Source organism: Frankia sp. R43, assembly GCF_001306465.1.
Classification (GTDB): Bacteria; Actinomycetota; Actinomycetes; order Frankiales; family Frankiaceae; genus Parafrankia; species Parafrankia irregularis.
The window spans coordinates 913,700-925,646 of the sequence record NZ_LFCW01000001.1 but is presented as its reverse complement, the minus strand read 5'-3'; the positions used below and the strand labels follow the sequence as shown (position 1 = coordinate 925,646).

Below are 11,947 nucleotides of genomic sequence, written 5' to 3'. Positions count from 1 at the left end.
GGGCGACTTACCCGGCGGTCAGCCCGCCGTCACTGGCGAGGATGGCGCCGTTGATGTTCGCGGCCTCGTCGCTGGCCACGAAGGCGAACAGAGCCGCTATCTGCTCCGGGGTGGCCAGGGGCTTCGGCAGGCTGTAGCGCCCGACCAGCTCCCAGTCGGTGTCGGCGGGGAACTCGGCCGTGCGGACGATGTTCGTCTGTGTCCCACCGGGTGCGATGGCGTTGACTCGGAGGTCCTTCTTGAGGAACTCCATGGCAAGCGCACGGGTGAGCTGGACGACCGCGCCCTTCGTCATGCAGTAGACAACCGTGTAGGCGCCCCCCATGACTCCGGCGTTGGAGGCGATGTTCACGATGTTTCCGTGGCTGGCGAGAAGGTGGGGAACAGCGGCCTGGCACAGAAAGAAATAGCCGTCGGTGTTCACCGCGAACATGGACCGGTACTCCTGCTCGCTGACATCGGCCACGTTGTTGAAACGCAGGATCCCGGCGACGTTTCCGAGTACGTGCAGGCTGCCGAACGCCTCGACGGCGGCCGAGACCGCCGCCCGGCATTCGGCCGGGTCACGTACGTCCGTGACGCGGGTGCGCACCGTTCCGTCGCTGTCCGTGGCCAGCTTCTCCGTCTCCGCCAGGCCGGCCGCGTCGACGTCGCAGGCCAGTACCGAGGCACCCTCCGCGGCGAGGCGGAGAACGACGGAGCGGCCGATTCCGGACGCGGCGCCGGTGACGAGTGCGTTGCGTCCGATGAATCGCCGGCCGGTCAGGGTGGGTGACATCACGATCTCCGTCGTCGAGTCGGGGCGGGCGGGGCGTGCTGGCAGCGGCGGGCCGCCGGCAACGGGGAGATCGCCGGTGGGGTCGGCGGTCATCTACACGCCGACCGAGTGCAGCCGATGGAACCGGCTGGACTGGAAGACCAGTGGAGGGATCCGAAGGTCGGCGTTCAGATCGAGCACACGCATCAGCACGACGTTGTGGTCCCCGACCGGGACCTCCTGCTCGATGCCGCACTCGAACCACGCGCTCGCCTGGTTCATCAGCACCGCGCCGCCGGGAGTGGCCTGCCAGGAGAGGGCGGCGAACCGGTCACCAGCACGGGAACCAAGCTGCCGGCAGGCCTGCTCCTGGCTGGCGCTGAGCACGCTGACACCGAACCGGCCGGCCGTCCGCAGCACCGGCCAGGTGGTGGAGCTGTGTGCGACGCAGATCGAGACGTAGGCCGGGCACAGCGACACCGAGGTGAACGAACTGGCGGCGATGCCGACCGGGGACCCGTCCACGAGCGCGGCGACCGCGGTCACCCCGCTGGGGAAGGCGCTGAAGACGCGACGTAGATGATCGGTGTCGTCGACGCGGGCCGTCCCGCGGTTGACATCGCGCTCCGCCGCGCCGGGCTGCGAGCTCATGGCCGGCCACCCGTCCGCGTCGGCACGTCCGCGACCGGTTCGGGGCCACGCGGGGAACGGCGCTGCCGGAAGAGGAAGCCCGCACCATTGCTGATCTTCGCCAGCCCCACCTCCGGGGCCTCGGGTGCTTCCGGCGCGGCCGGGTCGACCTCGATCTCGTAGGCGAGCACCTCGTCCGGCCGCAGGCGCGCGGCACCCACCCTGGCCCGGGCGTCGACGCCGCGTACCAGCGCGGCTATCTGGGCAAGGCTGTCCGCACCGTGGCCCAGGCGGGCGAACCAGGTGCGGCCGTCGGGTTCCGAGGTCACGGGACTCTCCCGAAGGGCGAATCTCACCCGGGTGGCGTCCACGAGTTCGATCCGGGTCCTCACATAGCCGGCGGGCGCCAGCATCGGGTGCAGCCGCAGGACCCTGGCCACGCTCTCCGCGCCGCCCGGCAGACGCATCGAGCGCCGTAGCCGTTCCGAGGTCAGCCCACCGAGGCCGGCGAAGACCCGGGGCACGACCTGGGCCACCCGCTCCGTACCGAAGTGGTCCTCGACGGCGAGCTGGTAGGAGCGGAACAACAGGTGGCTCTGCAGCGCCACCTCGCGCAGCGCGATCACCAGCGCGGAACGGGACAGGTCCTCGAGCGCGAAGTCCGCGGCGAACGGGCCGCTGTAGTCAGGCCACCCCCCGGGCTCGGTGCCAGGCACGTCTCGTGGCGCCGGCAGCGTCACCGTCGCCGCGAGTGACGCGGCCACGAGTGCCTCGTTGCGGTGAGGCGCGACGGGCGGGCCGTCGTCGATGTGGACCGTCCAGTGGCAGTGCGGCTCGCGGCCGGCCGGTGTGCGCGGCGGTCGATGCAGCGGCCGAACCCGGGCCCGGGGGTTGCCCGCGCCGGCGGTCGCGTCGAAGGTGGGGTCCTCGATCGTGTGGCACATACCGCGGACGAACTCCTCGCCCATCGGCTCCACATCCAACAGCGCACCGCAGTGGGCGAGGAAGAACTCTCCGCGGTCGGGCCCGAGGAGGCGGTACCGGACGTCGAGGTACTGGTGCGGAGTGCCGATGTCGAGCTGGAGGTTCTTGAATATCGACTCGACGGTGGGAGCGCCGAACCCGAGCGCCCGCTGAACCCGCCGGGAATAGACCGGGCTGGCCGCCATCCACTGGTCGATGGCGGCCTTCTCCATCGTCTCCCGGTCGCTGTTCTCCAGCACCAGCGGCATTCCGATGCGGTCCTGGAGGTGGCCGTGCAGCAGCCATTCACGGCCGAGGGAGCACAGCTCTCGACGTCCGAGGCCGTCGAAGGGGTCCTCGCCGAGTTCCTCGACGGGGGCTTCGCTGGTCTCTCCTGATTCGCTCATCGCACCGTATACCGCCTTTGCGGGATAGAACTAGAACCAGTTCTAATCTAGAAAATGTGCTGGTTGCGGTCAAGCTGTTCCGGTTTCCGGTTTCGTGGTTCCGGGTTTTGGTGAGAGTCGCGATGGTTCGCGCGCGACGCGCGCTACCGGATCAGATTCCGATCGGCTGATCGCGGTCTGCCGGCGATCCCGGCTGGTCGGCCATCAGGAGGACGCCGCGGGCGAGATCGCCGGCCTCGAGGTCCTCGATGGCGTGGTGGATGTCGGCCAGCGGGTAGGTCCGGGTGACCAGCTCGTCGAGCAGCAGCCGGCCGGAGCGGTAGAGCTCGACGTAGGCGCGGATGTCACGCTGAGGCCGGGAGGCTCCGTAGCGACAACCGAGGACCGACTTGTCGAGGTAGAGGTCGGCGACGCGGAAGGAGGCCTCCGCACCCTCCGGTGGAACGCCGAGCAGGACAGCGGTCCCCGCCCAGTCGAGAGAGTCGATCGCGGCCCGGATCAGCGAGGAGCTACCGACGCACTCGAACGCGTGATCGACGCCGGCCGGCGCGAGCGCGCGGATGGCACCCGCCACATCGCCACCGGCCGGGTTGACGTAGTCGGTCGCACCGAACTGCCGGGCGAGCTGCTCCTTGGCGGGGTTGACGTCGACGGCGATGATCCGGCTGGCACCCGCGACCCGGGCACCCTGCAGGACGTTGAGCCCGACTCCACCGACGCCGATGACGGCGACGGTGTCACCAGTCGACACCCGGGCCCGGTTGAGCACGGCTCCGACACCGGTCACGACCCCGCAGCCGACCAGCGCGGCGGAGGCCATCGGGACGTCCCGGGGAATCGGCACACACTGGTTGGCCCGCACCACCACCTGCTCGGCGAAGCAGGAGACGTTCGCGAAGCTGTAGGCCGGCTCGCCACGCCAGGTGAACGGCGCAGGCCTGCCGCCGAAGGTGCCGCGGCACATCGTCGGTCGGCCCGAGTCGCACTCCGCGCACGCCCCGCAGTTACCCAGCGTGGTGAGTACGACGTGGTCACCCTCCGCCAGGGTGGTGACGCCGGGCCCCGACGCCACGACCACGCCGGCGCCCTCGTGCCCGAGGACCGCGGGGGTGGGCCAGGAGATCGTGCCGTTGAGCACCGACACATCGCTGTGGCAGAGCCCGGCCGCCTTGACCCGGACCGTTACCTCCCCGGCCCCCGGGTCCCGTACGGTGAGATCATCCACCAGCTGTGCGCGCTTGCCGTCCCAGACGACACCCTGCATAACCTTCAAGATCCTTTCTGGAGGCCCGTGCGGGCCGGGAGTGAGAATCGGCGGGGCAGAGGGGTACAGCGGCGGAGAGGTACAGCGGCAGAGGGTTGCAGTGGCAGAGGGTTGCAGCGGCAGAGGACAGGCGGGGTGACAGTGCTCAGCCGTCCCAGACGACGCTCTGGATCTCGCTGTACGCGTGCAGGGCGAACTCCCCGCAGTCACGGCCGACGCCACTGCGCTTGAACCCGCCGAACGGGGTCTCGTTGTTGCGCGCGATGGTGTTGATGCCGACGTTGCCGGTGCGCAGCCGGCCCGCCACCCGGTAGGCGAGCGCGGTGTCACCTGACCAGACGTAGTCGTAGAGCCCGTACTGCGTCCCGTTCGCGATCGACACGGCCTCGTCGGCGTCGTCGAAGCCGATCACGACGATCACCGGCCCGAAGAACTCCTCCTGGGCGACCGTCATGCCTGGCTCCACATCTGTGAGCAGCGTGGGCTCGATGTAGTAGCCGCGGTCAAGGTCGGGCCGCCCGCCGCCGACGGCGACGGTCGCGCCCGCCGAGGCGCCATCGGCGATCAGTGCCTCGACCCGGGCGCGTTGGGCGGCCGAGATCAGCGGCCCGACGACCGTCTGCGGGTCTCGTGGGTCACCAACCCTGCAGACCCCCGCGAAGGCCACAAGCTTGTCCACCAGCTGGTCGTGGACCTGCCGCTGGACCAGGACCCGGGTCGGCGCCGTGCAGATCTGGCCGGAGTGGAAGCTCCAGGTGCTGCCGATGCCCTGTGCCGCCGCGTCCAGGTCGGCGTCGGCGAGGACGATCGCCGCGCCCTTCCCGCCCAGTTCCATCAACTGACGCTTGATGCCACGCCCCGCGACCTCGCCGATGCGCCGGCCGACCTCCGTGCTGCCGGTGAAACTGATCATGTCGACGTCGGGTGAGGCGACCAGCGCGGCGCCGCTGCCCGCGGTCGAACCCGTGACGACGTTGAGCACTCCGGCGGGCAGGCCCGCCTCGTGGGCGATCTGGGCGAACCGCAACACCTGGAGTGGGTCCTGGGGGGCAGGCTTCAGCACCACCGTGTTGCCCATGGCCAGCGCCGGCGCGACCTTGCCGGCCAGGTTGGGGAGCGGAAAGTTGTAAGGGGTGATGCACGCGACGACCCCCACCGGGGCGCGGCGGGCGACGGCCCCGACGAGCCCGCCGCGTGCCATCGCGGTCGCCGCGACGGCCTGCGGCGGGAGCGGAAGGTCGGTCGAGGCTCCCGCGAGCCGCGCGTAGCGCTCGAAGCGCTCGATCGCGACCGGCACCTGCATGGTCGTGGCGACCCGCATGGTCGAGCCGGTCTCGGCCTGCACGAGTGGTACGAGCTCGCCCGCCTGCTTGGCGAGCAGGACGGCGATGCGGTCCAGAATCTCGGCGCGGTGTGCCGGCGGGGTGGCCGACCAGTCGTCGAAGGCCGCGCGAGCCGCTGCCGCGGCGGCCTCCACCTGCGCTGATCCAGCCTCCGGCGCCGCACCGACGACCTGCTCCGTCGCGGGATCAAGCACCGGGTAGTGGCCGTGCTCAGGCTCCCACCATTCGCCGTGGACGTAGATCTTCGTGTCGGGCTCACCCATGTACCCCGTCCCCTCTCGCAGCGCTTCGGCGTTCCGTGGGCTGTGTGGTGATCGCTGCGCGCCAGACGAGTGATAAGCGGGCGGCGCCCTCATACTAGAACCAGTTCTATGATCAGGTGCAGATGGCTGGCATTGCTTGCCAGGTGGTATCGGCATGCTACGCTCTAGAACCAGTTCTAGTCCACCGCTGATCGGCGGCCAGGCGTTCTGCCGTCGACATCGGAGAGGGGTGGCACCGCCATGGAGTTCGGGCTCTTTAATTCTCTTCACATGCCGAAGAGGGTCACCGGAGGAGGTCCTCCAGACACGGAACATCAGCGCCTGCGAGCCGAGATCGACCTTGTTTGCGCCGCTGATCAGGTTGGCTTCAAATACACCTGGGCAACGGAGCATCACTTCCTCGAGGAGTACTCGCATCTGTCCTCGAACGAGAGCTTCCTCGCCTATCTCGCCGGCGTCACGGAGCGGATCCACCTGGGTAGCGGGATCTTCAACATCACCCCGCCGGTGAACCATCCGGCACGCATCGCCGAACGTGCCGCCATGCTCGACCACCTCTCCAACGGCCGGTTCGAGCTGGGTATGGGCCGGGGTTCGTCCAGCACCGAGCAGCAGGGGTTCGGCATCACCGAGCCGGCACTGACCCGGGAGATGTTCGACGAGGTCGTGGCCGAGCTCCCGAAGATGTGGCAGGAGGGGCTCTACCAGTACGAGGGCCGGTTCTTCTCGCTACCGCCGCGGCAGGTGCTGCCGAAGCCGTACACCGACCCGCATCCGCCGTTGTGGGTTGCCGCCGGAAATCCCGCGACCTTCGAGAAGGCCGCCCGGATGGGGCTGGGTGTGCTGTGCTTCGGTCACGGTACGCCCGACGAGCTCGCGCCACTGATCGAGGTGTACAAGAAGAACATCGAAAAGGCGGAGCCGGTCGGCGGCTACATTAACAACAATGTCATGGTCACCAGTCAGATGATGTGTCTTCCGGACGGGGCCAGGGCGCGCGAGACCGCCCTCGACATGTCGATGAGCCGTCTGCAGAGCTTGGTCTACCGATATCTCGACACGTTCCCGAAGCCGAAGCACGTGCCCGACTGGCCGGAACTGCTGCCGGAAGTCACTCCGGACCTGCTCGAACTGGCGATCACCAACGGGTACGTCATCGTCGGCGACCCGGAGGAATGCGCACGCTCGGTCCAGAGCTACGTCGACATCGGTGCCGACCAGCTGGTGTTCGGTGTCCTCTCGAGTGCGCTGACCCGTGAGCTGGCCATCGAGTCGGTGGAGACGTTCGGCCGCCACGTGCTGCCCCGCTTCGACACAGATCCGGTTCACAGCACCACCCGGCAGCGGCAGGAGCAGGTCGGTGGGGCCTGACCCGGTCGGCCGGCCTGAGCATCGGGAGGGGCAGGCGGATGTCGTTACCCGACGAGTTCCACGAACTCGCCCGGAAGGTGAACAACTGGGGTCGATGGGGTGAGAGCGATGAGCGGGGGACCGTCAATCTGATCACGCCGGAGGCGGTCCGGCGGGCCGCCGCGACGGTACGCAGTGGCCGCCGGCTGGCGCTGGGGCTTCCGCTGTCGTCCGGCGGGCCGCAGACCGGGGCGTTGCCGGGCAGGATCAACCCACTGCGAACCATGGTGTCGCTCAACGAGCCCATCACCGGTGATCCGGCGCAGGCATGCTTCTCCGACGACGTCGTCGTGATGGGGCTTCAGGCCGCCACCCACTGGGACGCCCTCGCGCATGCCTCCTACGACAATCGCATCTACAACGGATTCGGCGCGCGGACGATCACCGCGGCGGGGGCGGGGCGTTGCGGGATCGACAAGATCGGGCCGTTGGTGGGGCGCGGTGTGCTTCTCGACGTCGCCCGCGCCCGCGGCGTCGACGTCCTGCCCGGCGGCCATGCGATCACGGTGAACGATCTTGAATGTGCCGTCGACCTGGCCGGTCTACGGATCGAGGCGGGCGACATCCTGCTCGTCCGTACCGGGCAGATCACCGTTCTGCATCGGGGTGACCGGCTCGGCTACATGGCGCCCGCGGCGGGCCTGTCCATGCTGACGGTCGAATGGCTGCATCGCCACAACGTCGCCGCGGTCGCCACCGACACGATGACGTTCGAGGTCTTCCCCGGCGAGCGCCCTGATCTGTATCTCCCGGTCCACCTGCTGCACCTGGTCGAGATGGGGCTCACGCAGGGCCAGAACTTCGACCTGGAGGAACTGGCGGCCGACTGCGCCTCGGACGGTCGTTACGACTTCCTGCTCGAGGCCACGCCGCAGCCCTTCAGCGCCGGACTCGGTGCACCTGTCAACCCGGTCGCCGTGAAGTAACCTCCCGAAGAGAGCTGAGCGCACATGCGATGACGTACGTCAGAGGTCGGCTACCTCCGGTGGTGCGAGGCGGCGCGGCCGGGCACGAGGCCACCTGCCGGTGGCGGGCAGGGCGCGGAGACGGAGGTCGCGGGAATGTCGGCCGACACTGCCGCGCTCAGATCGGACCGCGCATCCGAGCCCGGCGCGGTCGTGGCCAACTCGACCCAGCACGCACGGCGGGAGCGCATCCTGACCGTCGCGGTCGGGCTCGCCGCCGGCGGTGGCTACGAAGCGGTGCAGATGCGCACTGTCGCGGAGAAGGCCGGCGTCGCACTGGGCACTCTGTACCGCTACTTTCCGTCCAAGGAGCTCCTGCTCTCCGCGGCACTCATCCGCCGCCTGCGCGGTGCCGGCGAGGATCTGCGCTCGGTGCCGAGGAGCGGCGACGATCCCGCCACCCGGGTCATCGCCGTGATGAACCTGCTCATCGATGGGCTCGACCGCAATCCCCGCCTCGTCGGAGCTTTCATTCAGGCGATGACGTCGAGTGCCGCTGGTGTCGCCATCGACGAGGCCGAAGCGGCGATGAGAACTGTCATCGGTGCCGCGATCTACGGCCCGGATCACGTCGCCGACGAACGAGACAAGGTCGTCACCGAGATAATCGGGAAGGCCTTCCTCACCGACCTGCACTTCTGGCAGGTCGGCCGGCGCAGCGTGGACGAGCTGCGTGCAGCCGTCGCGGCGACGGTCCAGGTGGTCCTCGCCGGCCAGTACGCCTACCGGCCGGTCGAGGGTGCCCGTTCCGCGGATACGAATGTGGAGACGGGCCGCCCCGAGGGCAGCTGATCCTGATCCTTTCCCGGCAGTGGGTTCACCGCGGTCGATGACCGCGCGGAAAAACCATCCCGATCACGTTGCGGCGGCTTCACCGTGCCTCTCGAACCGGTGCGGAAGCGGCCCCACCACGGACGAAGGGCGACGATGGTGAGCACCACGACCGCCAGACCGGAAATCGAGAACATTCCCCTGATCATCTCGGTGGATGACCATATCCTGGAGCCCCGGGACCTCTGGCGGTCCGAGCTGCCTCCAGGACTACGCGACCGCGGTCCTCGGGTGGTGCGGGAGAAGGTCAGACTTGTCTTCTCGGGCGGTCACTACGGATTCGAGCGCGGTGCCCCCGACGGCCAGTGGTGCGATGTGTGGGTCTACGACGACCTCGTTTACCCGACCGGGCTGCTGCATGCCTCGGCGGGCGTTCCCGCGCACGAGGTCAAGAACCTTCCGGCGGTCTACGAGGACTTTCGGCCCGGTACCTATGAACAGTCCGCCCGGCTGGCCGACATGGACACGAACCATGTCGAGGCGGCGATCAACTTCCCGAACACCTTCCCCCGTTTCTGCGGGCAGGGCTTCGCCGAACGCGCGGACAAGGCCGTCGCGCTCGCCTGCCTGCGGATCTACAACGACTGGATGATCGACGAATGGTCGGCGGGCCCCGGCCACGGACGACTCATCCCACTCACCCTTGTGCCGCTGTGGGACCCGCTGCTGGCCGCCGAGGAGGTACGCCGCTGCGCCGCGAAGGGATCCTTCGCCATCTCGTTCTCCGAGAACCCCAGCAGGCTCGGGCTGCCCTCGCTGCACTCGAGGGGGTGGGACCCCCTGTTCCAGGCCTGCGAGGAGACCGGCACGGTCATCACGATGCACATCGGATCCTCGTCGACGCTGCCGACGACGTCGCCGGACGCCCCGCTGGCCGTCAGCATGTCCCTGTCGTCGCAGAACGCGGAGGGCTCCCTGTGCGACTGGATATTCTCCGGCACGCTCGAGCGCTTTCCCGGCCTGACGATCACATATGCCGAGAGCCAGGTCGGCTGGATGCCGTATCTGCTCGAGCGGATGGATCTGGTGTGGAAAGGGGGCGTTGGCGGAATCGACCTTCCGCGCCCGCCGAGCAGCTACATCGCCGGCAGGGTCTTCGGCTGCCTGTTCGACGACCAGCACGGCCTCGTCTCCCGGTCGTCGGTCGGCATGGACAGCATTCTCTTCGAAACGGATTTTCCGCACACGGACGGGACGTGGCCGAACTCCCGCGCCGTTGTCCAGCGGCTCGTCGCCGGCGCCGGAATGGAGGCCTCCGAGATTCACCAGCTGGTGCGCGGAAACGCGATCCGCGCCTTCGGTCTTCATCGCTTCGGCATCACGCCCTGACCACCCACGACGTGGGTTCCGTCGTCGGATGCCGCCGCAGCGGGGCGGTCGACATCCGGAACGCCGGCGCCGCGCCCGCGGCGGTCAGGGGTGTGCGGGGCCCAGCCGCAGGTGGTGGGCGGCTGTGGCGGCACGCATCGTCGGGAAGATCATTTCAGGCTGGATCTTCGCGGTGAGCCCGTAGGCGGTGAGGTCGTCGAGCAGGTCGTGCTTGGCGTGAGCCAGGCCGAAGGCGATGCCGCGGCGGGTCACCTCGGCGCGCACGTCCTCCAGCGCGTCGAGTGCCGTGATGTCGACCTCGACGATGGCCTCCATGTTGAGGACGAACCAGTCGACGTCCTCGCTGCACGCGTCGAGAGCCGCGAGCGCACGGCGGCGGAAGTTCTCGGCGTTGGCGAAGAACAGCGGCGAGTCGTACCGGTAGGCGAACAGGCCCGGGACGGTGCGGGCGTTCGGGTAGTCGTCCACGTCGTGCATCCCGTCCAGGCCTGGAACCTGGCCCAGCACCGCGTCGTGGGGTCGGGCGACCCGGGCCAGCAGATCCAGCAGCGACACGGCGATGGCCACCAGCACCCCGTACAGGATGTCGAAGACCAGGACGCCCACCGCGGCCGTGAGCGCGAGCGCGAGCTCGCTGCGCCGGAACGAGGCAAGCCGACGGAAGCCGGCGACGTCGATCAGCCTGGTCGCGGCGAAAATGATGATCGCGCCGAGGGTCGCCATCGGGAACATCGCCAGCGCGGGACGTCCGAAGGCGAGGACCAGGACGACCGCGCCGAGCGCGACCAGGGAGTACAGCTGGGTGCGCGCGCCGCTGGAGGCGGCGAGCGCGGTACGGCTCCCGCTGCTGCTGACCGGGAAGCCCTGCCCGACTCCCGCTCCCAGGTTCGCCGCGCCGAGCGCGAACAACTCCCGGTTGGCGTTGATCTGGTGGCTGTCGCGCCCGCTGAAGGCACGGGCGGTGAGCATGTTGTCGGCGAAGCCGACGAAGAGAACGCCGAGCGCGGACGGAGCGAGGTCGACGAGGTCGGACCCCGTCGGCAGCGCCAGGTGCGGGAGGCCGGCGTCGACGTGACCGACCACGCGCACGCCGTGCTCGTCGAGGCCGAACGCCCAGACCGCGACCGTCGCGATCGTGATCACGATCAGCGGGCTCGGCAGCCGGGGCGTCCACCGGTGCAGCGCGACGAGCAGTGCGAGCGAGGCGGCCGAAACCGCGAGGGTCTTCCCGTGCAGGTGGTGCAGTGAGGTGGCGAACGAGTGGAGCTCCCCGTACAGGCTGTCGCCGTCGACCGGGACTCCGGTCACCTTCTCCAACTGCCCGACGACCATGATGATCGCGACCCCGGCGAGGTAGCCGACGAGGATCGGCCGCGACAGCAGGTGGGCGATGACACCGAGCCGCGCGAACCCGGCGGCCACCGCGAACACCCCGACCCCCACGGCGAGCGTGGCCGCGAGAGCGGCATGCCGGGACGGATCACCGTCCGCCAGCGGGGCGACGGCGGCCGCTGTCATCAGCGCGGTGGTTGATTCCGGGCCGACCGACAGCAGCCTCGACGACCCCAGCAGCGCGTACGCGACCATGGCGGGAGCGATCGCCCACAGGCCCGCGACGGGTGCCACGCCCGCCAGCGCGCCGTAGGCCATGACCTGCGGGATCAGATAGGCGGCCACCGTGAGGCCGCTGGTGACGTCCCCCCGAACCCACCGGCGGGAGTAGCGCGGCGGGCGCGGGAGACGTGGGTGGAACACGGGGAACGGCACTCCTGTCCGGCGGCGATG

Annotated in this window: 10 protein-coding genes; 4 read left to right on the top strand and 6 right to left on the bottom strand. The window is 69.3% G+C overall.

Features of this window, described 5'->3' with window-relative positions; all coding sequences use genetic code 11:
* Positions 1-7: 7 nt before the first annotated feature.
* The 5 genes from ACG83_RS03270 to ACG83_RS03250 all read right to left on the bottom strand — a co-directional run bounded on the left by ACG83_RS03270 (position 8) and on the right by ACG83_RS03250 (position 5,627).
* The gene (locus ACG83_RS03270; RefSeq protein WP_054565383.1) at positions 8-778 is read right to left on the bottom strand and encodes an SDR family NAD(P)-dependent oxidoreductase; all 771 of its coding nucleotides are present in this window, start codon (positions 776-778) and stop codon (positions 8-10) included.
* Positions 779-871: 93 nt separating this feature from the next.
* On the bottom strand, positions 872-1,408 hold the full coding sequence (locus ACG83_RS03265) for a flavin reductase family protein (protein WP_054564643.1): 537 nt from the start codon (positions 1,406-1,408) through the stop codon (positions 872-874).
* Positions 1,405-2,757 carry a hypothetical protein gene (locus ACG83_RS03260; RefSeq protein ID WP_054564642.1) on the bottom strand — a complete coding sequence of 451 codons (1,353 nt, stop codon included), beginning with the start codon at positions 2,755-2,757 and terminating at the stop codon, positions 1,405-1,407. The genes ACG83_RS03265 and ACG83_RS03260 overlap by 4 nt, the downstream gene beginning before the upstream one ends.
* 151 nt (positions 2,758-2,908) lie before the next feature.
* Positions 2,909-4,021: a Zn-dependent alcohol dehydrogenase gene (locus ACG83_RS03255; RefSeq protein ID WP_054564641.1), complete on the bottom strand. Its 1,113-nt coding sequence runs from the start codon at positions 4,019-4,021 to the stop codon at positions 2,909-2,911.
* 145 nt (positions 4,022-4,166) lie between these two features.
* A complete protein-coding gene (locus ACG83_RS03250; protein WP_054564640.1) occupies positions 4,167-5,627 on the bottom strand; it encodes an aldehyde dehydrogenase family protein in 1,461 nt (486 codons plus the stop codon).
* 240 nt (positions 5,628-5,867) lie between these two features.
* Here ACG83_RS03250 and ACG83_RS03245 point away from each other — a divergent pair, with 240 nt between their 5' ends.
* From ACG83_RS03245 to ACG83_RS03230, 4 genes are all read left to right on the top strand, one after another.
* On the top strand, positions 5,868-6,998 hold the full coding sequence (locus ACG83_RS03245) for an LLM class flavin-dependent oxidoreductase (RefSeq protein WP_054564639.1): 1,131 nt from the start codon (positions 5,868-5,870) through the stop codon (positions 6,996-6,998).
* Positions 6,999-7,036: 38 nt separating this feature from the next.
* The gene (locus ACG83_RS03240; protein ID WP_054564638.1) at positions 7,037-7,963 is read left to right on the top strand and encodes a cyclase family protein; all 927 of its coding nucleotides are present in this window, start codon (positions 7,037-7,039) and stop codon (positions 7,961-7,963) included.
* Positions 7,964-8,098: 135 nt separating this feature from the next.
* On the top strand, positions 8,099-8,794 hold the full coding sequence (locus ACG83_RS03235; protein WP_063792970.1) for a TetR family transcriptional regulator: 696 nt from the start codon (positions 8,099-8,101) through the stop codon (positions 8,792-8,794).
* A gap of 135 nt (positions 8,795-8,929) precedes the next feature.
* Positions 8,930-10,162 carry an amidohydrolase family protein gene (locus ACG83_RS03230; protein WP_054564637.1) on the top strand — a complete coding sequence of 411 codons (1,233 nt, stop codon included), beginning with the start codon at positions 8,930-8,932 and terminating at the stop codon, positions 10,160-10,162.
* A gap of 84 nt (positions 10,163-10,246) precedes the next feature.
* On the opposite strand, the gene ACG83_RS03225 is transcribed toward ACG83_RS03230, so the two are convergent.
* A complete protein-coding gene (locus ACG83_RS03225; RefSeq protein WP_054564636.1) occupies positions 10,247-11,917 on the bottom strand; it encodes a SulP family inorganic anion transporter in 1,671 nt (556 codons plus the stop codon).
* Positions 11,918-11,947 lie beyond the last annotated feature (30 nt).